This window comes from Ruegeria sp. CDSB117, from assembly GCF_059611005.1.
This window is the reverse complement of record NZ_JBXWOS010000004.1, coordinates 1-22650: the sequence shown is the minus strand read 5'-3', so window position 1 is coordinate 22650 and position 22650 is coordinate 1. Positions and strand designations below refer to the sequence as shown.

Sequence of the window (22650 nt, the reverse complement as noted above, 5' to 3'; positions counted from 1 at the left end):
GGAAAGAGGGTGCGGGGGGCTTGGGCGCCTACTCTTCCGCGACCGTGTTGGAAACGCCCTCTGCACCGGCAAACACAGCCAGAATCCGCGCGATATCTTCGCCTAAATTCACGCCTGCATGAGGTGAACGGAACGCCTCGACCAGCGCATCACCGGTTTTGTAGGTTTTGGTCCCGGCATCCCCGTAATCCACTGTGATTTCACCCTCCAGCATGTAAGCCGCCAATGGGGCCTCGTGCCGGTGCCAGCCGGTTTTTTGGCCGGGCTGCATGGTCACGATGGCCATGGTTATCTGCGCCTTGCCTTCGGGGTATTCCAGCGGTTCACCAATCACGGACTTATCGGTCTGCAACAGAACCTCAACCGGCGGATACGTATCGCGCGCCAGAACAGGTGTGGTTGCAAGGATCAGGGCGCATAGCAGCAAGGTTTTCATCGGGCAGTTCCATTTTCGGATCATTCCGGGCAACCAAGCTGGAAATACCTGTGCAAGTCAAATGATCAGGGGTATGTCGGTTCACGCCCCAGCAGCTCATCCAACTGCCGCCCAATCCAGCCATGCGGGATGAAATGCCCGCCGGGATGCGTATCCAGCGAGACCTGCCCCTGCGCACAATCGGTCCATTCCACCCGGCTGAGCGTCAGGATCGGCACCACGCTCCAATCCCCGCGCGGCGTCGCTGTTTCACACCCGAACTTCTGCCGCCACAGTGCTACCGGATAGGTCGTATCCCCGCCCGGCCCAAAGGGGAAATCCATTACGGTATCGCTGGTCCCGTGCACATGGCGCACCTCGGCCGGGGCTTGCGGGCAATCCTCGGTCTGCCGGATCGAGCCTGCGACCGCCAGCAAAGCGGCCGTGTCATTTCCCGACTGACAGACATAGCGCCACGCCATCGCGCCGCCGAACGAATAGCCAGAGACATAGATGCGGTCCGGGTCAATCGGATAGCGTTTGGCGACGTCCTCCAACACCCGGTCGGCAAAAGGCACGTCGCCGGTGTCCGAGGTCCAGAAATCCCAGCTTTTGCCCAACCCGTTCGGTGCCACTAGCAGCACGCCGCGCAGCTTCGTAGCCCCTGCGATGCGTTCATGGTTCACCACCACAGTTCCCTGCCGTGCCCAGCCGTGGAAATGCAGCAATACCGGCAGAGGCGTTTCACCATCCCACCCGTCCGGCTCCAGCACATGATACGAGCGGTCGCCAACCTGACAGGCGGTATCGCCGTGACATCTATCCACAGCAGCGGCTTGGGTGGCGGTCAACAGGAGAAGGCAGAGCAGTCGGTAAATCATCTGCCGAACCCTAGCGAGCCTGCGCCCGCTGTCACGTCACAACCCCGTGCGAGATTGTGACAAGCCGTGCTGTCGCCAGACCGCGGGGTGGCGATATTCGGGCTGTAGTGGGCAATTCATGCTGGTCAAGTCCGTGGATCGCTCAAACCGAACGCCTGCGGAGACAAATCGCCAGCCCGTGCGGGCGGTCTGGCGACAGCGCGGCGGCCTATCGGCCTTTGTTCCGCGCTTCCAAGCTAACTGAGAACCGACTTTGCAAAAATCTGATCAGCCGCAAGGTCGTCTACATGGGTACCAGACACTAGATCACATCGCATTGCGGCAACTAGTTCTTGATAAGCAGTTGCATAGTCTAGATTTTTCTTCTTAAATTCGTCTACCGCGCTCTTATTTTCAACAAAAACTTCCATGACACTCTTTTCAGCATCAATAGGCAGGCCAGGCCTTTTCGCATTCGCCTTTTCCATACCTCTTACCAAGGCTTCGCCAAACATAATCTTGGATGCATGAACTACGTCTTTTGGAGCCGTTAAAACTATCAAGCTATGCAGATTGGTTATTTTTTCGACGTACTCGAAAAAACTATCAACGGGAATGGAAGCCATTCCCGCGTTGCGATCCATCAACACCGAAAGGTAATCCGCATAGATGAGGGACCTTTTTTCCCTTAGGTGCTGTTCTCGGTCGGATTTCCTTTGAACAAAGAACACCCAAATAGCACCAAAAAGCGCTGTAAAGGGTGGCAGAGTCGTTTGCACTATGTCCAACAATGACCAACCGGTAGAGGCCATGCTTAAGGTTTCCGTCACCGCGACAAACCACCATGCAGGTTCGGCATATCCAGTGCCGCAAACCCGTAATGCCGCAACCAGCGCAGGTCGCTGTCAAAGAACGCCCGCAAATCCGGAATACCATATTTCAACATCGCCAGACGGTCGATGCCGATGCCAAAGGCAAAACCCTGATAGACATCCGGATCAATCCCACCGGCGGCGATTACCTTGGGGTGGACCATGCCCGAACCCAGAATCTCCATCCAGTCGTCGCCCTCGCCGATCTTCAGCTGGCCGTTATCCCAGGAACAGCGGATATCGACCTCGGCCGACGGTTCAGTGAACGGGAAGTGCGAGGCGCGGAAGCGCAACTCGACATCGTCGACCTCGAAGAACGCCTTCACGAACTCTTCCAGAACCCATTTCAGGTTCGCCATCGAGATGTCCTTGTCGATGGCCAGCCCTTCGACCTGATGGAACATCGGCGTGTGGGTCTGGTCATAGTCGGCGCGGTACACACCGCCCGGGCAGATCACGCGGATCGGCGCGCCCTGTTTCTCCATCGAGCGGATCTGCACCGGCGAGGTATGGGTGCGCAGCACGTGCGGTGGGCGATTGTCGCCCTCGGCGCGGTGCATATAGAACGTGTCCATCTCGGCCCGCGCAGGGTGGTGGCCGGGGATGTTCAGGGCGTCAAAGTTGTACCAGTCGTCTTCGATCCGCGGCCCTTCGGCCACCGAAAAGCCCAGTTCGGCAAAAATCGCGGTCAGTTCCTCGGTCGCCTGGCTAACAGGATGGATCGACCCTTGACGGCGCGCGCGGGTCGGCAGGGTGACGTCCAGCCATTCTGTGCGCAGACGTTCGTCCAGCGCGGCATCGGCCAAAGCGGCTTTCTTGGCGGACAGGGCCGAGTTGATCTCATCCTTCAGGGCATTCAGCGCGGGGCCTGCAACCTGGCGTTCTTCGGGCGTCATCTTGCCCAACTCGCGCATCTTCAGCGCGACCTCGCCCTTTTTGCCGACAGCTGCGACACGGATCGCTTCGAGTGCGTTTTCGTCGCCTGCATCGGCGATCTGACCCAGATATTTTGCCTTAAGATCGTCCATGACGGTTCCCTGAATGCTGTTGAAGCTCTGCTATCACAGCAGTCTGCGAAAGCAAGAGGGGCGGATCAGATCGCCCGCAGCATTGCCACTTGTGGGCCGCACCGGACCGGGCGAACGGTCGGGCCATAAGTTTGTGGCTGATCCAAAAGCTCGGGGAACAGGGCGAACAGCTCGTCTGCGGCTTCGCGGTCAAGGCTCGACAGGCCCTGCGCCCCGGGAAAGAAGCTTTCCGAAATCAGGCCAGAGGTCGACACCAGTTGATGCCGGTCAAAGAACAGATGAACATAGTGGACAAGGTCGCAAGGCGCAGATGTGATGGTCGTGTCATTGACCATTGATTTGGCCGCGACAAGAACCTCATCTTCTCCGAACAGCAGCTGCGCCTGCCAACCTGAGACCAGCAGGCGGTGTTGCGGCGAGACGTAAATGTCCCTTTCCGCCCCCAACGCGCCGGAACGGATACGAACGGGTGCAAATCGACCCCGTCCTGAAACAGTGCGGCCACCCGCCCAGCGAATGATGCAAGCACCATCGTCCTGTGTCAGCACCAAGTCACCCGGCCCCAGAGTTTCAACCCTACGCGGACCATCCGGCGTGTCGACCAACGTGCCAGCCGCGAAACACGGTGCGCCTGAATCGCCGGGCGAGAGCGGCGCATGCACCAGTGTGTCCGGGTTGGGCTGATTGAACTGCAGGGTTGTCGTGGTTTGGTTCGGCCCAACAAGAACCGGCAGATTTTCCGAAGTTTCCCCGGCGGCCAACCCGTTTTGCGCTACGATATTGGTGGTTCCGCCGCCGATATCGTAGAAATCAATGACCTCGCCCGTCGATGTATTGGTCAGCGCATAGGCTTCATAGTTGTTCGGACCCCCGCCATTGGGGTCTGTCAGCAGGATCGGAAAGAAGTCTGCCGAAATTACGAAGACCTGTTCATTGTTGTCAGGGTCGATTGAAACCTGAACCGACGGGTGGGTCAGCGGAATCTCGATCCCGACCTGACCATTCGCCTGATAGAAGGACACAGTGAAATTGGCCGGATCCTCATCGGATCTCAGCGCAACCTCTAGGAATTCGGACACACCGCTTTGGGCGGCGTAGGCATTGGAATAATGCAGTTCGCTGATACGGGCCATGACGTCATCACGCTCGGGGATATCTTGCCAAGCATAGTCGATTGACCCCGCCACATGGCAAGGTCACATCACGTTAATTGGCAAATACTCTCCTAAAGGCAACAGACCTAAAAGACGGTCAGTAGCTGAAATCGGGATAAATCCGGGTCAGATCGCCGTTCCAGTCGCCGTTATAGTGATCCAGCAACTCGTCCGCCGGAACCTTGCCAGTTTCGATACTGTCCTTGAGCGCATTTAGGAAATGCGTCTCATCCGGTACCAACCCACCTGCACCGGGAAAGGCGCGGGATTTCAGGCCGGCTTGGGCGATCGAAACCACCTCGCCAGCCAGTTCGTGCATGTTGATGTTGCCGACCTGCGCCTGCAGGCCGTCCCGGGCGGCGGCAACCCGAAGCTCTTCGCGCGTCTCGGCATCCCAGCCTTTGACCAGATCCCAGGCCGCATCCAGCGCGCCTTGATCATAGGTCAAACCGACCCAGAATGCGGGCAAGGCGCACAGGCGCCGCCAGGGACCACCATCGGCCCCGCGCATCTCCATGAACTTCTTGATCCGCGCCTCGGGGAATGCTGTGGTCAGGTGATCCGCCCAGTCAGACAACGTTGGCGTTTCGCCCGGCAATGCAGGCAGTTTGCCTTGCAGAAAGTCACGGAAGGACTGGCCCAGCGCGTCGATATACTTGCCGTCGCGATAGACGAAATACATCGGCACATCCAAGGCGTACTCGACCCAAGCCTCAAACCCGAACCCGTCTTCGAACACAAAGGGCAGCATACCGGTGCGCGCATCATCCAGATGACGCCAGATATAGCTGCGCCAGCTCTTCTGGCCGTTTGGCTTACCCTCAAAGAACGGCGAATTGGCAAACAGTGCGGTTGCCACCGGCTGCAACGCCAGCGCGACGCGCAGTTTCTGCACCATGTCGGCCTCGGATCCAAAGTCGATATTGACCTGAACCGTACACGTCCGGCGCATCATCGACCGGCCCATGGTGCCGACCTTTTCCATGTAGTCATTCATCAGCCGGTAACGCCCCTTGGGCATCAGCGGCATTTCCTCATGGGTCCAGATCGGGGCGGCCCCAAGGCCGATGAAGCCGACACCGATCTTGTCCGCGATATCCTTCACATCGCGCAGATGCGCGTTCACCTCGTCACAGGTTTCATGAATGGTCTCAAGCGGCGCGCCTGACAATTCCAACTGCCCACCGGGTTCCAGCGAGACATTGGCGCCGTCCTTTTCCAGCCCGATCAGCTTGCCGGCCTCTTCCACCGGGGCCCAGCCGTGCAGATCGCGCAACCCCTGCAGCACTGCAAGTATAGAGCGCTCGCCCTCAAAGGGCAGAGGTTTCAGCGTGTCTTTGCAATAACCGAACTTCTCATGTTCGGTTCCGATACGCCAATCCTGTTTGGGCTTGCAGCCCGATTCCAGATATTCGGCCAGTTGCTCATGGCGTTCGATCGGTCCGCCGCCGGACTGGGGAATGGACATGAACCGTGCTCCGATCCTGATGTGTCTGTCGTTTGGTCAGTCGTGGTCTTAAACCGCGCCAGTGTCAATGCAGCCTCAAATGGGCCGGGCGCAGAGGCGTACGTTCCCAAATAACCACAGGATGCGTCGCGCCACCGTTCAGTTCCGACAGCATTTGTTCAGTTTTCAAACCCGGAAGGGCCGAGAACACATCGAACAGCGCTTCGGCACCTTCCGCATTCACAGGAATGTGAAGCGTCGGCTGCCCCTGTTGATCCAAAATCCAATGCGCCGGGGACGATGTCGGGTCCAGCGCAAGGCGCTCGATTTCACGTGTCGCAACGATGCCGCCTGTCAGCGGTCCTAGATAAGTGATCTGACCTTCATCGATGGTCACCAGACCAGGGCCACCTGCACCGGTTCGGAACCGGGCACGTTGAATGCCAATAACGGCCAGCGCCACCGAGACTGCGATCAGAACCCAGCCCAGCCAACCCAGCAATCCACCGGGTCCGCCGATCCAGCTGAGGCCGACCAACAAGACGACCCCTGCCACCAGCACTTCGCGCCAGCGCCACAGGGCCAGTTTGGCTTCGGGTCGGATGAAACTCATGCCGTGTCCTCGGGGTTTTTGAACAGAATCAGGGAATAGTGGCCTGCTGGCCGGAACCCAATTGCTATATAGGCACGCGCGGCGGCATCGCTAGCGGCAAACAGAACAGCGCGGGTTGCGCCGTTGCTATGCGCCTCGCGTAGATGCAGCGCCACTGCCAGTCGCGCGTATCCATGCCCCCGAAGATCGGGCGGCGTGTACACGCCCCCAATCTGGACAACCTCTGGCAAACGCGAGTTGAACCCGGTCATTCCTACCGGCTGGTTATCCATCAACAAGGCCCGATGAGAATCGCGTTCGATATAGGCAGCGATATCTTTTTGTGCCTGAGGTTGCGCGCGTTCGGGGTCAAAGCCCATTGCTTCGATCAGATAGTCTTGCCGCCATCCCACTGTTAGGGATCGGTGCAGTTCATCCAGCGGCACCAGTTTCGCGCCGGTGGCGTCCGGCATGACAAGTCGATTCAGATCCAGCGAGAATCCCGGCTCGTCACTGTTTAGGGTTGCAGGCCGGTCTTCCCATCCCGCAAGCTGCATGATCCGACCGGCTTGAGTGGCCTCAGCCGCCAGACCGAACAACTTGCGCCCTCGGATCAGGCGAATCGCATGGCTCAGGTCTTCGTCCGAGCATTCTGGGCATTGCGGCAGGACCATACCTTCATTTGTGATTCCAAAAATCGCCCTCGGACCATCACCCAATGTCCACAAGTTCAAGGCGCGCGGGTCTGAGCCGCGCAAGCCGAAATCCCGCAGGTTCGCCAGAGGGAACATGGACGTCTGGATATGTTCGAACAGGAACCTGTCGATCTTTGGGACATCTGCGTTTTGCGCTTCTTGCCAGCTCACGCCCAATCTCCCAGCGCCTGCTGCCACATGGTCAGCGCCGCAACGGCAGCCGTATCCGCGCGCAGGATGCGCGGGCCAAGGCTGACCACATGCGAAAAGGGCAGCGCAGCCAGCCGCGCGCGTTCACGCTCGGAAAAGCCACCTTCGGGGCCGATGAGAATAGCCCAGGGTTGGTCCGTTTCATTGCCCGCCAGCCGCAGGGCCGAGCCTACCTCGGCCTCATCGCAGAACATCAGTTGCCGCCCTTCGGGCCAGCTTTCCAATACGCGATCCAATCGCTGCAGATCAGCCACCTCGGGCACAAATGTTCCACCGCATTGCTCGGTCGCCTCAACGGCGTGCGCCTGCAAGCGGTCCTGACGAATGCGTTCCGAGTTGGTGAATTCCGTCTGCACCGGCATGATCCGCGCCGCGCCCATTTCGGCTGCTTTTTCAACGATAAAGTCAGTGCGCGCTTTTTTGATCGGCGCAAACAGAAACCATAGATCGGGCGGCAGCTGCAGCGGTTTGGATTGCTCAACGCAGGACAAGACGCCGCCCCGCTTGCCTGCCTCTATTACCTCGGCCAGCCACTCTCCGTCCTGCCCATTGAACAGCGCGACCTGTCCACCGACGGACAGGCGCATGACGCCAAACAGGTAATGGGCCTGCTCGCGCGTCAAAGGAACCGATTGCCCCTGACCCAGAGGGTGCTCTACATACAGTCTGATCTTTGCACTCATGAGACCTTACATATGCAAGGCAATGCCCCAACACCAGACGGTCAGGTTGCCGACGCTGTCAGCGGCAACTGGGTCGATACATATGCGCCCGCTTTCACCCGCCCCTACCTGCGTCTGAGCCGCGCTGACCGGCCCATCGGCACGTGGTTGCTGTTGATTCCCTGCTGGTGGGGATTGGCACTGGCCATCCTCAGCGACGGCACCCCGCGGTGGGAGGATCTGTGGATCGCCATCGGCTGCGCGTTCGGCGCATTTCTGATGCGCGGTGCTGGCTGTACATGGAACGACATCACCGACCGCGAATTTGACGGTCAGGTCGAACGCACCCGATCCCGCCCGATTCCATCGGGTCAGGTCAGCGTGCGGCAGGCAGTGATCTGGATGGGGCTGCAATGCCTGCTGGCGCTGATGATTCTGTTGACCTTCAACCAGGCCGCAATTGCGATGGGCGTACTGTCGCTGTTGCCGGTGACGATCTACCCCTTTGCCAAGCGATTTACATGGTGGCCACAGGTGTTTCTGGGGCTGGCCTTCAACTGGGGCATCCTGCTGGCCTGGGCTGCCCACACGGGAACCGTGGGTATACCCGCAATCACGCTGTACCTAGCCGGGATCGCATGGACGCTGTTCTACGATACGATCTATGCCCATCAGGACGCCGAAGATGACGAACTGGTCGGGATCAAGTCCACCGCCCGGCTGTTTGGCACCGACACTGCGCGATGGTTGAAGTATTTCCTGATGGCCACAGTGGCGCTTATGGGACTGGCAATCATCGACGCCACGACGACCCAGACGTCAATCATGGCCCTGGTGGTGGCACTTGGCGGGCCTTGGGCGATGGGGTGGCACATGGCGTGGCAATTGCGGGGACTTGATATCGAAGACAACGCCAAACTGCTGCAATTGTTCCGCGCCAACCGTGACACCGGCCTTATTCCGCTGATCTTCCTTTGCGTCGCCTTGTTGCTCTGATTGCACCCGGGCCTAGCCCTCTGTAAGAGTTCCGAACACTCACCCGAGGAGTCGATAGTTCGCACATGCGCCTGCCTTATGTCTTCGTCGTTGCCTTTGTCTTCCTTGTGTCCGCAGGGCTGTCTCTGTTGGCGGCAAGTTTTGCCGTGACAAAAGTCGAAGAGGCCTCTGAGTTCGCCGTGCGACGTGCGCTGGACCTGAAGGGTCACGACTGGGCCGAGGTCCAATCGGACGGGCTGCGGGTCGTTCTGACCGGAACGGCTTCGGATGAGGCCACACGATTCAACGCTCTGACAGCGGCAGGGACCGAGGTCGACACCTCGCGCGTCATTGACGAAATGGAAGTCGCGCCCACGACGCAGCTGGCCTCGCCACGCTTTTCAGCCGAGATTCTGCGCAATGACAGCGGAATATCGGTAATTGGCCTGATCCCGGCCAGCGAAGATCGCAACGCGCTGACAGAGAGATTGCGCAGACTGAATGACGGGCCGGTCTCAGATTTGTTGGAAACCGCCGATTATCCAAAGCCGAAAGGCTGGGACGAAGCAATTACTTATGCGGTCGAGGCGCTGACCCGGTTGCCTCGGGCTAAAATCTCGGCCAGCCCCGGGCTTGTTAAGGTGACCACAATTGCCGACAGTCAGCAGGAAAAGGAGCGGCTCGAACAAGAACTGACCCGCGCGGCGCCGCCGAGCCTGCGCATTGGCCTGTCCATCTCGGCACCTCGCCCGGTCATTACGCCCTTTACTTTGCGTTATCTGATCGACGAAAACGGCGGGCGTTTCGACGCCTGCTCAGCCCAGGATGAAAAGGCGCGGGATCGGATCGTCGCGGCCGCCCAGGATGCAGGTCTGGATGGCCCGTACTCCTGCACCATCGGTCTGGGCGAACCGTCTCCACGTTGGCCTGATGCCGCTGTGCTCAGCATTCGGGCCTTGTCAGACATCGGTCAGGGTACGGTTACTTTATCGGACGCCGACATCACTCTGGTCGCGGCTGAAGGTACAAGTACCGCGGTGTTCGACCAGGTGATCGGCGAACTGGAAAACGCACTGCCTGAGGTCTTTGCCCTGCACGCGGTTCTGCCAGAACCCGAAACGGAAAACCAATCCGGCCCGCCCGAATTCTCAGTGACACGCAGCCCCGAAGGTCTGGTGCAAATGCGCGGCCGGCTGGGGGATGAAACCCTTCGCGACATGGTCGACAGCTATGCCCGTGCCGCGTTTGGTTCCGAGCACGTTCATACGGCCACCCGCATCGCCCCTGACCTGCCCGCTGATTGGCCCATTCGCGTTCTCAGCGGGCTTGAGGCGTTGTCGCAACTGCACAATGGCGCGCTGACCGTGACACCGGACGAAGTGGTTCTGAACGGCATCAGCCACGATCCCAAAACCCGGGCATATGTTTCGGGGCTTTTGTCGGAAAAACTGGGCGAGGCGCAAGATTTCAGCCTGTCGATCACCTATCAAAAGCCACCCGAGCCCGCAGACAAGCTGCCCGACCCGGATGTTTGCGAAGAGCGCATCGCCGAGGTTCAGGCGGGTTCCAAAATCGCCTTTGAACCAGGTTCTGCCACGGTCGCCGCCGAATCGCGCGATACGGTCAATCAGATCGCCGACATCCTGCGGGAATGCGGACCCATCCGGTTGGAGATTCAGGGCCACACTGACAGCCAGGGCCGCGAAGAGATGAACCAGCAGCTCAGCCAGTCGCGTGCACAATCCATCTTAAATGAGCTGCGCGCGCGGCGCGTGCCCACAGCCAGCTTTACTGCCTTGGGCTATGGTGAAACCCAGCCAATCGCCGACAATGACACCGAAACCGGGCGCGAAGAAAACAGACGCATCGAATTCCGCCTGATCCGGCCCGAATCCACCGCTGAATCTCAAACCGCGTTGGAAGCGATGGAAGACGAAACAGAGACGTCACAAGACGCAGAGCCAGAGGCCGAAGCCGCAGAAACGGATGCGGAAACCGACTCGGGCGCAGGGGACCAGTAAGTTGAACAGAATCGAATTCATTATCGCGACCGCCGTCATATTGTTTGCCGCCTTTTGCATGGGGTGGTTCGCCAACTGGCTGGCCCATCGCCTGTCGCGCGTCCGCCAAAGCGACGTCGCCGATCTGGACCGCATGAGCCAGGAACTGCACGAGGCAGAAGAAACCCGCGATCAGGCGATCACCTATCTGCAGCAGCGCGAGGCCGAACTGACCAACCAGCTGACCCAGACCGAGGCCGAATTGGCAGCCGCCATGGACGGCCTGCGCGCGGCGCGGCAAGAGGCCGAAGAACTACGCGGGCGTATCAACAACGCGGATTGATCCCAGCCCCGGGCTTAATAGCTGACCCCGGTTGGGGCCGACTGCACCTTCGGCACAAATCAGCCGATCCGAGGCAATCGCCTTCAATTCTTACAACAAATTCAATATTAGGAATTGGTGCATTTTTACACATGCACATCACTGTTCACTATCCAGGAAATTGGAGTGTACTATGAATTTCAAATCATCATTAACTGCTGCTGCAACTCTAAGCATCTTCACCGGCGCCGCCGTCTGGGCGTCAAGTGACGTGATACCTTCAGAGAATGATACCTTCACCAACTGGGGCGAAGAATCCGGCTGGACCATCTTTGTGGATGACTCCCGCGGGTCCTGCCTGATCGAGCGTATGGACGAAAACCAGAACGTCGTTCAGATGGGTCTGACCAAGGACCACGAGATGGGCTATCTTGGTGTGTTCACGAAGAACGACATTGGCCTGAAGGGTAAGAAGGAAAAGATCTTCCTGTCACTCGACGGCAACGTCTACGAAGCTGAGGCGCACAAGAAGACTAAGCATCTCGCCGACGGATATACAGGCGGATACATCCTTGCGAACAACGCCCAGTTTGTGGATGACGTCATGAACAAATACGAAATGACCGTGTTTCCGAAGAAAGAGTTCGCATTCACCGTTAGTCTGGATGGTACTAAAAAAGCCATCGAAGCGGCACGGCAGTGTAACACCGAACAAAGCACCTAACTCGCTATGATAGACCCGGCACCAGATAATCCGGTGCCGGGCACAGAACCTACCACCGCGTCAGCGCATCTTCATCCTCATCCTTGGCTGCGACCCATTCCGCGCCGGATGTGGTGATTTCCTTTTTCCAAAAGGGAGCGCGGGATTTCAGGTAATCCATCAGGTATTCTGCCGCCTCAAACGCATCCTTGCGGTGCCGCGCGGCAGTGGCCACCATCATGATCCGATCCCCCGGGGCAAGGCGCCCGTGGCGGTGGATCACCAGCACATCGCCCAACGACCAGCGCTGCTGTGCCTCTTCGGCGATTTTGGTTAGCGCCCGTTCGGTCATACCGGGGTAATGCTCGATCTCCATCACATCCAGATCGCCGGATGCCAGATCGCGCACCACGCCGGTAAAGGTCACAATGGCGCCGTTGGCATCGTCTCCGGCGGCGAAGGTATTGGCTTCGGCCCCAAGATCAAATTCTTCTTCCTGAACCGCGATGCGCATGGTGTCAGCCGCCGGTCATCGGCGGGAAAAAAGCCACTTCGCGCACGCCCAAAAGCGATGCGTCAAAATCGGACAGTTCCTGATCCAGTGCCACGCGCAATGCGGACAGGTCCGCAAATGCGGCAGCATAGCGGTCTTCACGCGCGCTCAGCTCGGCGACCAGATCGGATACGGTTGCGGCCTCGGTTTCGATCCGCTCTTTCGGCAGGCCGATCCGTTCGCGTACCCATGCAAAATACAGCACGTCCATCCCTTAGCTCTCCTTCAGATGGGGCATGGCTTTACGTAGGTAGTCATAGCCGGTGATCAATGTCAGCGCTGCCGCGATCCACAACAGCCACAGCCCAATGCGACCGGACCAGAACATCGCCTCAAGGTGCCAGCGCATATGATTCAGGTCTTCCAATTGACCCGTTAGAACCTGATCCATCGTTGCGGCATCCATGCCGAATGTAGCCATCACAAAATAGTGCTCGAAAATCCCCTGCGAAAACAGAATGGCAATCGCCACCATCTGCGCGGTCGTTTTCCATTTCGCCAGCTTTGTGACCTTCAGCGTTCCGGCCGTATCGCCCAGATATTCCCGCAAGCCCGAGACAAACACCTCGCGGAACAGGATGACCGTCGCTGGCAGCACTAGCCAGGGCGTCCAGTGCTCAGCGGAGTAACCCACAAGGATCATCAGCGCGACCACCACCATCGCCTTGTCCGCAATCGGGTCCAACATGGCCCCGATCTTGGTTTCCTGTTTCCACGCGCGCGCCAGATATCCGTCAAACCAGTCGGTAATGGCTGCCGTCAGAAATAGGATCAGCGCAAACCAATCCGCGTAGGGTCTGGTGAAATACAAAAACATTACGGCCAGACCGGGCGCGGCCAGCAGGCGCAGGACGGTCAGGATATTCGGCAGGTTCCACTTCATGAAGCAGACCCTACATCGCTGGCCGGGGACAGGAAAGACGGGGCGGAAAAAAACTGTACCGATCACAGAGGCTTGGTCAAAGCGCCGCAGTCCGGCGCGGCACCGGTTATTGGCCTTGGCCCCGGGTCGGATTGTCGTCAGAGTGCAGCCGACCAAGCCCAATGGCAAAGACGAACTGATGACCCCGAATATTGAGACCGACGCGCGCGCCAACCTGATCGGTAGCGCATGGATGATCGGCGCGATGGCATGTTTCGCACTGGAAGACGCGCTGCTGAAAGCGGCGGCGGTTGCCTTGCCCGTCTGGCAAATTCTTGTCCTGTTCGGATTGGGTGGCGCGCTCATCTTTGCCTGTGTCGCGATGGCACGCGGCACGCGGCTGTTGCAACCGGATGTTCTGTCGCCCGCGATGAAAATCCGCGCGGTGTTCGAAATTCTCGGACGGCTGTTCTACGTCCTGGCTATCACACTGACGCCCTTGTCATCTGCAACCGTTATCCTGCAGGCCACCCCGCTTGTGGTCGTCGCCTGTGCCGCGCTTCTATTCGGAGAGACCGTTGGTTGGCGGCGTTGGAGCGCCATTCTCGTTGGCCTGATCGGCGTTGTGATCATCATCCAACCAACTGGTGACAGTTTCACCATCCTGTCCCTGCTGGCCGTGCTGGGGATGTTGGGATTTGCAGGTCGCGATCTGGCCAGCCGGGTCGCACCCGCCAGCCTTGGAACCGAAGTTTTAGGGTTCTACGGCTTTGTCAGCGTGATTGTCGCCGGGTTTGCCTACAGCTTTTGGGAACAGGCCCCGATTGCGCCAGTGCCGTTGCTCACAAGCCTGCATATCGCCGGAGCCGTAGGCCTTGGCGCAATCGCATACGCTTCCTTGATGAAAGCCATGCGGACGGGAGAAGTATCCGCTGTCACGCCCTTCCGCTATTCCCGCCTGCTGTTTGGTGTCGCCCTGGGTGTGGTCTTCTTTGGCGAGGATCTCGACCAGACGATGTGGATCGGCAGTTCGCTGATCGTGGCCTCGGGCCTGTACATCTTGTGGCGCGGACGCAAGGCCTAGCCTTTGTCGTGGAAGAAGTCGTAGACCTTTTGCGCCAACCCGGCTGAGATCCCCTCGACCGCTTTCAAATCCGCCAGATTGGCCCGGCTGACCGCCTTGGCACTGCCAAAATGCGCCAGCAATGCACGCTTACGCGCGGCACCAACTCCAGGGATTTCGTCCAACGGCGTCGCGCCGACCGCTTTGGCCCGTTTGGCACGGTGAGTGCCGATTGCAAACCGGTGCGCCTCATCCCGCAGACGTTGAATAAAATACAGCACTGGGTCATTGCGTTTTAAGGCAAAGGGGCGCTGGCCGGTACGGTGGAACTCTTCCTTGCCGTGATCGCGATCAACGCCCTTTGCAACACCGACCATAGGGATATCTTCGACCCCATGTTCAACCATGATCTCGCGCACAGCACTCACCTGCCCCGCGCCGCCGTCGATTAGCAACAGGTCGGGCCACAATCCCTTGTCACGATCCGGATCCTCTTTTTGCAAGCGGGTAAAGCGGCGGGTCAGAACCTCTTTCATCATCCCGAAATCGTCACCAGGGGTCAGGTCGTCGCCCCGAATGTTGAACTTTCGATAGGCATTTTTCATGAACCCGTCCGGACCTGCTACGATCATCCCACCGACGGCATTGGTGCCCTGGATATGAGAGTTATCGTAAACCTCGATCCGGTTCGGCGGGTTGTCCAGATCAAACGCCTCGGCCACGCCACGCAGCAGTTTGGCCTGCGTGGCACTTTCCGACATCCGCCGGGCCAGAGATTCCCGCGCGTTGCGCAAGGCCCCTGCAATCAGTTCCTGTTTCTCACCCCGTTGAGGCACCAAAATTTCGACCTTGCGTCCCGCCTTCTCGCTTAGTGCTTCTTGCATCAGGTCAGCGTTTTCGACGGCATCCGAAAGGATCAGTTGCCGCGGCGGTTCCTTGTTGTCGTAGAACTGGCCAAGGAAAGCCTCCATCACCTCAGCCGCGGACACATCCGCACCGACACGAGGATAGAAATCCTTGTTTCCCCAGTTTTGATTGGCGCGGATAAAGAACACCTGAACACAAGCCTGCCCGCTGTCCATATAAAGGCCAATCACATCCGCCTCAGCCACACCGCGCGGATTGATGCCCTGCGAAGTCTGCACCTGCGTCAGTGCCCGGATGCGATCACGCAGTCCGGCGGCACGTTCGAACTCCATTGCCTCGGACGCGGCCATCATCTGTTCAGCCAGTTCTTCCTGCACTTTGGTCGACCGCCCCGACAGGAACCGCTCTGCATCTTTGACGCTTTCGCTGTATTCGTCTTCCGCGATCAGGCCAACGCATGGCCCCGAGCACCGCTTGATCTGATAAAGCAGACAGGGCCGCGTGCGGCCATCAAACATGGAATCCGAGCAATTGCGCAGCAGAAACGCTTTTTGCAACTGGTTCAGCGTCCGGTTCACCGCACCCGCGCTGGCGAACGGGCCAAAATAGGTCCCCTTCTCTTTCTTTGCGCCGCGATGCTTTTTGATCTGCGGAAAGGCATGGTCCTTGGCGACCAGAATATTGGGAAAGCTTTTGTCGTCACGCAGCAGCACGTTGTATTTGGGCTTGAGCTGCTTGATCAGATTCTGCTCAAGTAGCAGCGCCTCGGTCTCGGTCCGTGTGGTCAGGAACATCATCGAGGCTGTCGCCGCGATCATCCGCTCAATCCGCCCCGAATGTCCCGGCCGCGCATAGTTCGACACCCGCGCTTTGAGATTGCGCGCCTTGCCGACGTACAGCACCCGGCTGTCCGCATCCAACATGCGATACACACCGGGTGAACTGTCCAGCGTTTTCAGATACCGCTGAATGCACGCATAGCCGGTCATTTGAGTGTCTTGGGTCGGGTCGCTGTCTGTCGTCATTTGCCTGAGATATGATTCTCTGACCATGGCTGCAATCTTGTGGCCTTCAGATCAAGAGAAAACAAATCCACGGTTTCTGTGGATAAGTGTGAAGATAAGTTTCTGAGCCTGGCGATTTTCCCTTGTTTCATTAAGGAATCCTTGATTTGCACAAAAAATAAGCAAATATTTAACCTATTGTTTTTATTGTAAATATTTTCATTCACAAGACAAGTGTATGAAAAAAAAGACATTTTTGTAACGAGCAGGTAACAGAACCGAGAGCGGTGCAAAACTTGCAGCAGCTTTACCTATTCAAGGCCCAGAACGTCCGGCGTTTTCCACCCCAGATGCTGCCCACCGTCGACGCATAAAAGCTGCCCCGTGACCGCGTGCGCATCCAGGAAATAGCCCAAGGCGGCAGTGATATCTGACGGGTTCGACCCGCGTTCCAGAACCGTGTTTGCACGCTGCGCCTGAAAGTGTTCTTCGCTTTGCCGGTGGCCCTGCATCGTTGGTCCTGGCCCGATCGCATTGACGCGGATCGCTGGCGTGAGCGCCTGCGCCGAGGTTCGGGTCAAGGCCCACAGACCCATTTTGGCAATCGTATAGGTCATGAACTCTGGCGTGAGCTTGCGCACCCGCATATCGACCATGTTGACGATCAGGCCGGTGGCAACAGGTTCGCCCGCCTCGTCCGTGCCCGGCTTCAGCCCCTGCGCAGCCATGGCCTGCGTCAAAACGAATGGCGCGCGCAGGTTGCTGTCGAGATGCCGGTCCCAGCTTTGCCGCGTGGCGGTTTGAAGGCTGTCGTATTCAAAAATCGATGCGTTGTTCACCAGACAGGTGATTGGTCCACCCAACGCCTCTGCCGCACGGGGCAGCAAGGTCAGGACCTGCGCCTCATCCAGCAGATCGGCGTGCAAGGCGACCGCCTTGCGCCCAAGCGCCTGCACCTCGGCTAAGGTCTCGGCGGCAGGTTGTTCAGACGTCGCATAGTGCACGGCGACGTCATATCCCCGGTTTGCCAGATACAGGGCCATTGCCCGACCAAGACGAATACCTGCACCGGTCACCAACGCTCGGGCCATGGATTTCCCCCTATCTTCAGGTCACGCCAACAGCGAGACGATGTAGACGGCATACAGCAGCGTCAACACCAGACCCCAGCCGCGTGTGATATCTTGTTTCAAGAACACGAACGGGATCAACAGAAGCGATGCGCCCAGCATGACCCACAGATCGAAACGCAGGAATTCCGGGTCCACCGGGATACGTCCAAACAAAGTGGCGATACCGACGATGGCCAAAAGGTTGAACATGTTCGACCCGATCACGTTACCCAAGGCGACATCCGCTTGCCTACGTAGGGCCGCCATCACAGTCGTTGCCAGTTCCGGCAGGGATGTCCCAACTGCGATCAGCGTCAGTCCGATAATCGTTTCGCTGACGCCGTATGTGCGGGCAATGATGGTGGCGTTGTCGACCAATAGATGCGCACCCATCGGCAGGCCGATCAGGCCCAGGACCAGATAGATCGATAGTTTCCAATAGGGCATGTCCGGATCGGCCTCTTCCAGACCTTCCAGCTCATCCTCTTCCGCGCAGGCTTCACCGCAGGCTTTGCGATGCGCGCGCGCATCGCGGAACGCGTTAAGCAGGACCAATCCCAAAGCAGCCAGCAAGATCGCACCACTGGCAATGTTGAACACGCCGCAAAATGCCAGGCCGATGAACAGCACCGTGGCCAGCAACATGAAAACATAGTTTCTTCTGGTGTTGCATTCGCTGGTGTGCAGCGTGGCAAGCAAGGCTGGCAGACCCAGAACCAACAAGATGTTTGCCGTGTTCGACCCGACCACGTTACCCAGCGCAATCCCCGGCGCGTTTTCCTTGATCGCACTGATCGCGATTAACAGCTCGGGGGCCGAGGTGCCAAAGGCCACAATGGTCAGGCTGACGATCAGGGCCGGTACACCCAGGCGCAGGCTCAGGTTCACTGCGCCGCGGACCAGAGCATCACCTGCGAGAAGCAAGATCAGCAAGCCGAGGCCGGATAACAGCCATGCCGTCATGTACGGCCTCCTTTTTCGCAGGAGCAAGGCCCCTTACCGATACTGAACCGTCCACAGCGCGGGCATCTTGCAGATTGCAACTTCTTCTGCCCCGGAAAGCGCAGCTTGCCGAACATAGCCAGGACACCCATGGCAATCAGGAAAAGGGTGACAATCTTGACAATCACGTCACAAACCAAAGCGCGCGTAAGCCGCTCGCTCCTCAATTCCGGTTATGGCGTCCTGGGCAAGTGTAGCCCCGAACCGCGACCAGAACGGTTTGCGCAGGCCATAGCGGCGGAACTTCACCTTGTCGCCGAACCGCTCCTGCATTTTCGGCCTCAGGTGCGCGACGCCGTCAATCAGGCCCAGTTCCTGCGCACGTCTGGCAAGCCAGACCTCGCCCGTGAACAGATCCGCACTTTGATCCAGCTTGTCACCGCGACGGGCTTTGACATGGTCAATGAAGTTCGCGTGGATATCACCCAGCAACCCTTGCAGCCGCGCGACATCTTCTTCTTTCTCCGGCGAAAAAGGGTCGAGCATTGATTTTGATTTGCCCGCCGTATGTACGCGCCGTTCAATGCCTTGCCGCGCCAGAAGGACATGCGCGCCAAACCCAGCCGAAATCACACCGATCGACCCCAGGACCGAGCTGTCATCGGCCCAGATTTCGTCGGCGGCAGCGGCCAGCCAGTAGCCGCCAGACGCTGCAACGTCTTCGACGAAGGCAATAACGGGGACCTCAAGCTCTTCCGACAGCCGCCGGATTCGCGACCCGATCAGAGAGCTTTGCACCGGCGATCCACCGGGCGAGTTGATCTCAAGCGCCACGGCCGCAGGTTTACCTTTGCGAAACGCCTTTTCCAGAACGGGGGCCAGCGCGGTATCGTTCAACGATCCACGCCCCGCCATTCCGATGGCGCCGGATAGGCGAACCACGGCCACGAGGGGCTGCTTTTTGACAAATGGCAGGCTGAGCTTCATGGGTGCCGATGTAGAGTGCGGCTGAGCCCTAAACAAGGGACCGTTCGAGCCTTAGACGTGACGTGAACCAAATTCACACACATGGCGGGCAAAAATGCAACGCCCTAGCTGCGAATACGCCAGCCGGTTTTGAAGATCCAGCCGATCACAGCCAGACAAGTCCCCGTGAAGACCAGAATCGCCAGCAGGCTGAATCCGATCGGGACATCGGCCAACCCGTAAAACGACCAGCGGAACCCGGAAATCAGGTAAACAACCGGATTGAACAGGGTGATCGTCTGCCAAACAGGCGGCAGCATCGAGATCGAATAGAACGTTCCGCCCAGAAAGATCAGTGGCGTGATAACCAGCTGTGGCACCAAAGATATTTGTTCAAAGTTGCTGGCCCATATCCCTACGATAAAGCCCAACAGCGAAAAACTGAGGCAGGACAGGATCAGGAACGCTGCCATCGCAAAGGGATGTTCGATGCGTATGTCCACGAAGAATGTGGCCGTCACCAGGATTACCAGCCCGACAAACAACGACTTGGTGGCGGCGGCCCCGACGTAACCTATTACGATCTCAATAAAATTCACTGGCGCCGACAGCAGTTCGTATATCGTACCAAGGAATTTCGGGAAGTAGATCCCGAAAGACGCGTTCGAGATTGCCAGCATCACAACGGACAACATGATAAGCCCTGGCACGATGAACGCGCCATAAGATACACCCTCGACCTCTTGGATGCGGCTGCCGATCGCAGTGCCGAAGACCACAAAATACAATGAGGTCGACAGGACCGGCGACAGAAAGCTCTGTGCCAAAGTGCGGAAGAACCGGGCCATTTCGAACCGGTAGATTGCTGCGATGGCAGACCAGTTCATGCGGGTTCTCCGGATACCAGGTTCACGAAAATCTCTTCCAGGCTCGACTGCCGGGTCTGCACGTCGCGCAGAACAAGCCCCGCCTGCGCCACATCGTTCAGCAAAGTGGTGATCCCAGTGCGGTCCGCGTGGGTGTCATAGGTATAGACCAGCGCGTCGCCATTGCCGTTCAACGTCAGGTTATGCACAGCCAGACTGTCGGGAATGGCCTGGATAGGATCGGCCAGCATAACCTCGATCTGTTTCTTGCCCATCTGGGCCATCAGGGTGTTCTTGTCCTGGACCAGCCGCAGCTCACCCTCGTCGATCACACCTACCCTGTCGGCGATGGCTTCGGCCTCTTCGATGTAATGTGTCGTCAGGATGATGGTTACCCCGGCCTTTTTCAGCTCGGCCACGATCTCCCACATATCCTTGCGCAGTTCGACATCTACGCCGGCGGTCGGCTCATCCAGGAACAGCACGCGCGGCTCATGTGCCAGGGCCTTGGCAATCAGCACGCGGCGCTTCATGCCGCCGGACAGTTCCTTGATCGCGTTTTTACGCTTGTCCCACAAAGACAGCTTGCGCAGGATCTCTTCGATCCGGGCGTTGTCGCTGCCATATCCGAACAGGCCCCGCGAGAACCGAACCGTGTTCCAAACTTTCTCAAACGGCTCAAGCGCGATTTCCTGCGGCACCAGCCCGATCATCCGCCGCGCTGCACGAAATTCGGTCTGGATGTCATGCCCACCTACGGTAACGGTGCCAGAAGTCGGAGTGGTAATGCCGCACACGGTGGAAATTAGGGTCGTCTTGCCGGCCCCATTCGGGCCCAGCAACGCCAGAATTTCGCCCTGCTCGATATCCAAGGACACCCCTTTGAGCGCCTCGAATCCGTCGGCATAGGACTTACGCAAATCCCTGATGGACAGAATAGTTGTCATGCACATTCCCTGTTCTGGCGGGGACACTACCCCGACGGCCCGGCACAGAACAGGTCAATTCCGCACATTGTTCTGCGCTTTTTTGTGGGCGCGCGGCTGTGTCTGGTCTGCGGCACCGCCGCCATTCGGTAATCCGCTTTTGTACATGCTCAATTAGCAAACACGCATCAGGCAAACGCGCATAGTGTTGTCCTTGCCGATAGGCTGCGGGCCCCGTGCGGTTCAATTGCGACCAACATCAAACGCTGCGGCGGATACAGGCGCCCTATCACAGCCAGCAGAATCTGGTCTTGCAATCCCCGGGCATCCCCGAAAACTTGCGCCAAAAGGAGAAGGCCCATGCTCAGCGGAATACGGATCATTGAAGTTGAAGGTTTGGGGCCAGGTCCTTTTGCAGCCATGTTACTGGCCGATCTGGGGGCAGACGTCATCACGATTCACCGCAAGGGACAGCCCGCTGCACCGGGTATACCCCAGCAATCTGTCCTGGATCGCGGCAAACGCTCGATTGATCTGAATTTGAAGGATACAGCCGATCTGGACATCGCAAGACGCCTGATCGCCTCGGCCGACGCGCTGATCGAAGGGTTTCGCCCAGGTGTGATGGAAAAGCTGGGGCTTGGCCCCGACGCTTTTCAGGAAACCAACCCCAAACTGGTCTATGGTCGCATGACCGGATGGGGTCAGGACAGCCCGCTCTCCGCAACTGCCGGGCACGATCTGAACTATATCTCTCTGTCCGGGGCCTTGTGGTACGCCTCGGTCGCCGGCCAGCCCCCGCAGACCCCTGCGACTCTGGTCGGGGATATTGGCGGCGGTGCTATGTATCTAGTTGCTGGTATTCTGGCCGGGCTTCTCAACGCGCAGCGGACCGGACAGGGCACCGTGGTTGATGCGGCCATCTATGACGGATCGGCCCATATGATGAACCTGTTGATGAGCATGCGTCAATCCGGAAATCTGTCTGAGACGCGGGGTCACAGCCTGTTGGACGGCCCGCATTGGAGCCGCACCTACGAGTGTCTGGACGGGGGGTTCATGACCGTCCAGTGTCTTGAACCCAAGTTCTACGCCGAATTCCTGCAAAAACTGGGGCTCTCAGGCGATCCCGAATTCACAAACCAATATGTTCCGGCACTTTGGCCCAAACTCACACAGCGGCTCTCAGAAATTTTTGCCAGCAAACCCCGCGCCCACTGGGCCGATATGTTCCAGGGATCCGACGCCTGCGTCGCGCCCGTACTCGACCCGGTCGAGGCGCAAGCCCATCCCATGAACGCCGCGCGCCAAACCTGGATCAACCAAGACGGCGCGTTGCAGGCCGCGGCTGCACCCCGCTTTTCGACCGAGACATGGCAGCCCAAACCCAGCCCCCGCCGAGGCGAACACAGGCAGGACATTCTGGATCAGCTGTCCACCAACGCGCCTCCCGACCCTTCACCTGGCTAAAATATCCTAGGCTCCAGACTCATTGATTTACAACCAGAATAGAACGGTAGCCGCGAGTGCGATGGCTGACAGGAAGACCTTCGG

General features: G+C 58.5%; 24 protein-coding genes. 6 read left to right on the top strand and 18 right to left on the bottom strand.

Annotation, left to right across the window (positions count from 1 at the left end; all coding sequences use genetic code 11):
- Positions 1–28: 28 nt before the first annotated feature.
- The 9 genes from AC2FJC_RS06415 to AC2FJC_RS06375 form a co-directional block, all read right to left on the bottom strand.
- Positions 29–436 (bottom strand): cupin domain-containing protein, encoded by a 408-nt coding sequence (locus tag AC2FJC_RS06415; RefSeq protein ID WP_496738851.1) that lies wholly within the window; start codon positions 434–436, stop codon positions 29–31.
- A 65-nt stretch (positions 437–501) separates the two neighbouring features.
- Positions 502–1296 (bottom strand): CE1 family esterase, encoded by a 795-nt coding sequence (locus AC2FJC_RS06410; RefSeq protein ID WP_496738850.1) that lies wholly within the window; start codon positions 1294–1296, stop codon positions 502–504.
- A gap of 236 nt (positions 1297–1532) precedes the next feature.
- The gene (locus tag AC2FJC_RS06405) at positions 1533–2087 is read right to left on the bottom strand and encodes a hypothetical protein (protein ID WP_496738849.1); all 555 of its coding nucleotides are present in this window, start codon (positions 2085–2087) and stop codon (positions 1533–1535) included.
- 14 nt (positions 2088–2101) lie between these two features.
- On the bottom strand, positions 2102–3175 hold the full coding sequence (pheS, locus tag AC2FJC_RS06400) for a phenylalanine--tRNA ligase subunit alpha (RefSeq protein ID WP_480794906.1): 1074 nt from the start codon (positions 3173–3175) through the stop codon (positions 2102–2104).
- A gap of 65 nt (positions 3176–3240) precedes the next feature.
- Positions 3241–4362, bottom strand: coding sequence for a Hint domain-containing protein (locus AC2FJC_RS06395; protein WP_496738848.1), 1122 nt, complete (start codon positions 4360–4362; stop codon positions 3241–3243).
- Positions 4363–4426: 64 nt separating this feature from the next.
- The gene (locus tag AC2FJC_RS06390) at positions 4427–5797 is read right to left on the bottom strand and encodes a glutamate--cysteine ligase (protein WP_496738847.1); all 1371 of its coding nucleotides are present in this window, start codon (positions 5795–5797) and stop codon (positions 4427–4429) included.
- Positions 5798–5861: 64 nt separating this feature from the next.
- On the bottom strand, positions 5862–6389 hold the full coding sequence (locus AC2FJC_RS06385) for a hypothetical protein (protein WP_058273616.1): 528 nt from the start codon (positions 6387–6389) through the stop codon (positions 5862–5864).
- On the bottom strand, positions 6386–7234 hold the full coding sequence (locus AC2FJC_RS06380) for a GNAT family N-acetyltransferase (protein WP_496738846.1): 849 nt from the start codon (positions 7232–7234) through the stop codon (positions 6386–6388). Before AC2FJC_RS06380 ends, AC2FJC_RS06385 begins: the two co-directional genes overlap by 4 nt.
- Positions 7231–7956 (bottom strand): 16S rRNA (uracil(1498)-N(3))-methyltransferase, encoded by a 726-nt coding sequence (locus AC2FJC_RS06375; protein WP_496738845.1) that lies wholly within the window; start codon positions 7954–7956, stop codon positions 7231–7233. Before AC2FJC_RS06375 ends, AC2FJC_RS06380 begins: the two co-directional genes overlap by 4 nt.
- A gap of 12 nt (positions 7957–7968) precedes the next feature.
- Here AC2FJC_RS06375 and ubiA point away from each other — a divergent pair, with 12 nt between their 5' ends.
- The 4 genes from ubiA to AC2FJC_RS06355 all read left to right on the top strand — a co-directional run bounded on the left by ubiA (position 7969) and on the right by AC2FJC_RS06355 (position 11956).
- Entirely contained in the window at positions 7969–8931 is a 963-nt protein-coding gene (ubiA, locus tag AC2FJC_RS06370; protein ID WP_496738844.1) for a 4-hydroxybenzoate octaprenyltransferase, read from the top strand.
- 65 nt (positions 8932–8996) lie between these two features.
- On the top strand, positions 8997–10931 hold the full coding sequence (locus tag AC2FJC_RS06365; protein ID WP_496738843.1) for an OmpA family protein: 1935 nt from the start codon (positions 8997–8999) through the stop codon (positions 10929–10931).
- 1 nt (position 10932) lies between these two features.
- The gene (locus AC2FJC_RS06360; RefSeq protein ID WP_058273621.1) at positions 10933–11253 is read left to right on the top strand and encodes a hypothetical protein; all 321 of its coding nucleotides are present in this window, start codon (positions 10933–10935) and stop codon (positions 11251–11253) included.
- Between the two features lie 172 nt (positions 11254–11425).
- A complete protein-coding gene (locus AC2FJC_RS06355) occupies positions 11426–11956 on the top strand; it encodes a hypothetical protein (RefSeq protein ID WP_496727282.1) in 531 nt (176 codons plus the stop codon).
- Between the two features lie 49 nt (positions 11957–12005).
- On the opposite strand, the gene AC2FJC_RS06350 is transcribed toward AC2FJC_RS06355, so the two are convergent.
- Genes AC2FJC_RS06350 through pgsA form a run of 3 tightly spaced genes read right to left on the bottom strand, consistent with a single transcriptional unit; the run spans position 12006 to position 13371 of the window.
- Positions 12006–12449, bottom strand: a complete 444-nt coding sequence (locus tag AC2FJC_RS06350; protein WP_282121369.1) for a molybdenum cofactor biosynthesis protein MoaE — start codon at positions 12447–12449, stop codon at positions 12006–12008.
- Positions 12450–12453: 4 nt separating this feature from the next.
- Entirely contained in the window at positions 12454–12699 is a 246-nt protein-coding gene (moaD, locus tag AC2FJC_RS06345) for a molybdopterin converting factor subunit 1 (RefSeq protein WP_496738842.1), read from the bottom strand.
- 3 nt (positions 12700–12702) lie between these two features.
- Positions 12703–13371 carry a CDP-diacylglycerol--glycerol-3-phosphate 3-phosphatidyltransferase gene (gene pgsA / locus AC2FJC_RS06340; protein ID WP_496738841.1) on the bottom strand — a complete coding sequence of 223 codons (669 nt, stop codon included), beginning with the start codon at positions 13369–13371 and terminating at the stop codon, positions 12703–12705.
- Positions 13372–13549: 178 nt separating this feature from the next.
- Here pgsA and AC2FJC_RS06335 point away from each other — a divergent pair, with 178 nt between their 5' ends.
- Complete coding sequence (locus tag AC2FJC_RS06335) at positions 13550–14434, top strand: DMT family transporter (protein WP_496738840.1); 885 nt, start codon at positions 13550–13552, stop codon at positions 14432–14434.
- On the opposite strand, the gene uvrC is transcribed toward AC2FJC_RS06335, so the two are convergent.
- From uvrC to AC2FJC_RS06305, 6 genes are all read right to left on the bottom strand, one after another.
- Positions 14431–16269 (bottom strand): excinuclease ABC subunit UvrC, encoded by a 1839-nt coding sequence (uvrC, locus tag AC2FJC_RS06330; RefSeq protein ID WP_496738839.1) that lies wholly within the window; start codon positions 16267–16269, stop codon positions 14431–14433. The genes AC2FJC_RS06335 and uvrC overlap by 4 nt on opposite strands.
- 326 nt (positions 16270–16595) lie before the next feature.
- Positions 16596–17375, bottom strand: a complete 780-nt coding sequence (locus AC2FJC_RS06325; protein ID WP_496738838.1) for an SDR family oxidoreductase — start codon at positions 17373–17375, stop codon at positions 16596–16598.
- Between the two features lie 21 nt (positions 17376–17396).
- Entirely contained in the window at positions 17397–18359 is a 963-nt protein-coding gene (locus AC2FJC_RS06320) for a calcium/sodium antiporter (protein WP_058273628.1), read from the bottom strand.
- Positions 18360–18527: 168 nt separating this feature from the next.
- A complete protein-coding gene (locus AC2FJC_RS06315) occupies positions 18528–19325 on the bottom strand; it encodes a S49 family peptidase (protein WP_496738837.1) in 798 nt (265 codons plus the stop codon).
- Positions 19326–19429: 104 nt separating this feature from the next.
- Positions 19430–20191 (bottom strand): ABC transporter permease, encoded by a 762-nt coding sequence (locus AC2FJC_RS06310; RefSeq protein WP_496727270.1) that lies wholly within the window; start codon positions 20189–20191, stop codon positions 19430–19432.
- Entirely contained in the window at positions 20188–21117 is a 930-nt protein-coding gene (locus tag AC2FJC_RS06305) for an ABC transporter ATP-binding protein (RefSeq protein ID WP_496738836.1), read from the bottom strand. The genes AC2FJC_RS06310 and AC2FJC_RS06305 overlap by 4 nt, the downstream gene beginning before the upstream one ends.
- 339 nt (positions 21118–21456) lie before the next feature.
- Here AC2FJC_RS06305 and AC2FJC_RS06300 point away from each other — a divergent pair, with 339 nt between their 5' ends.
- A complete protein-coding gene (locus tag AC2FJC_RS06300) occupies positions 21457–22566 on the top strand; it encodes a CaiB/BaiF CoA transferase family protein (RefSeq protein ID WP_496738835.1) in 1110 nt (369 codons plus the stop codon).
- Positions 22567–22650: the final 84 nt, after the last annotated feature.

Excerpts from the sequence above, each read along its gene's own strand:
- AC2FJC_RS06390 (WP_496738847.1), bottom strand. The coding sequence starts at position 5,797 with ATGTCCATTCCCCAGTCCGGCGGCGGACCGATCGAACGCCATGAGCAA.
- AC2FJC_RS06305 (WP_496738836.1), bottom strand. The coding sequence starts at position 21,117 with ATGACAACTATTCTGTCCATCAGGGATTTGCGTAAGTCCTATGCCGAC.
- AC2FJC_RS06365 (WP_496738843.1), top strand. The coding sequence starts at position 8,997 with ATGCGCCTGCCTTATGTCTTCGTCGTTGCCTTTGTCTTCCTTGTGTCC.
- AC2FJC_RS06410 (WP_496738850.1), bottom strand. The coding sequence starts at position 1,296 with ATGATTTACCGACTGCTCTGCCTTCTCCTGTTGACCGCCACCCAAGCC.
- moaD (WP_496738842.1), bottom strand. The coding sequence starts at position 12,699 with ATGGACGTGCTGTATTTTGCATGGGTACGCGAACGGATCGGCCTGCCG.
- AC2FJC_RS06415 (WP_496738851.1), bottom strand. The coding sequence starts at position 436 with ATGAAAACCTTGCTGCTATGCGCCCTGATCCTTGCAACCACACCTGTT.
- pgsA (WP_496738841.1), bottom strand. The coding sequence starts at position 13,371 with ATGAAGTGGAACCTGCCGAATATCCTGACCGTCCTGCGCCTGCTGGCC.
- AC2FJC_RS06375 (WP_496738845.1), bottom strand. The coding sequence starts at position 7,956 with ATGAGTGCAAAGATCAGACTGTATGTAGAGCACCCTCTGGGTCAGGGG.
- AC2FJC_RS06355 (WP_496727282.1), top strand. The coding sequence starts at position 11,426 with ATGAATTTCAAATCATCATTAACTGCTGCTGCAACTCTAAGCATCTTC.
- pheS (WP_480794906.1), bottom strand. The coding sequence starts at position 3,175 with ATGGACGATCTTAAGGCAAAATATCTGGGTCAGATCGCCGATGCAGGC.
- ubiA (WP_496738844.1), top strand. The coding sequence starts at position 7,969 with ATGCAAGGCAATGCCCCAACACCAGACGGTCAGGTTGCCGACGCTGTC.
- AC2FJC_RS06335 (WP_496738840.1), top strand. The coding sequence starts at position 13,550 with ATGACCCCGAATATTGAGACCGACGCGCGCGCCAACCTGATCGGTAGC.
- AC2FJC_RS06325 (WP_496738838.1), bottom strand. The coding sequence starts at position 17,375 with ATGGCCCGAGCGTTGGTGACCGGTGCAGGTATTCGTCTTGGTCGGGCA.
- AC2FJC_RS06405 (WP_496738849.1), bottom strand. The coding sequence starts at position 2,087 with ATGGCCTCTACCGGTTGGTCATTGTTGGACATAGTGCAAACGACTCTG.
- AC2FJC_RS06315 (WP_496738837.1), bottom strand. The coding sequence starts at position 19,325 with ATGAAGCTCAGCCTGCCATTTGTCAAAAAGCAGCCCCTCGTGGCCGTG.
- AC2FJC_RS06320 (WP_058273628.1), bottom strand. The coding sequence starts at position 18,359 with ATGACGGCATGGCTGTTATCCGGCCTCGGCTTGCTGATCTTGCTTCTC.
- AC2FJC_RS06300 (WP_496738835.1), top strand. The coding sequence starts at position 21,457 with ATGCTCAGCGGAATACGGATCATTGAAGTTGAAGGTTTGGGGCCAGGT.
- uvrC (WP_496738839.1), bottom strand. The coding sequence starts at position 16,269 with ATGACCGGCTATGCGTGCATTCAGCGGTATCTGAAAACGCTGGACAGT.
- AC2FJC_RS06350 (WP_282121369.1), bottom strand. The coding sequence starts at position 12,449 with ATGCGCATCGCGGTTCAGGAAGAAGAATTTGATCTTGGGGCCGAAGCC.
- AC2FJC_RS06385 (WP_058273616.1), bottom strand. The coding sequence starts at position 6,389 with ATGAGTTTCATCCGACCCGAAGCCAAACTGGCCCTGTGGCGCTGGCGC.
- AC2FJC_RS06310 (WP_496727270.1), bottom strand. The coding sequence starts at position 20,191 with ATGAACTGGTCTGCCATCGCAGCAATCTACCGGTTCGAAATGGCCCGG.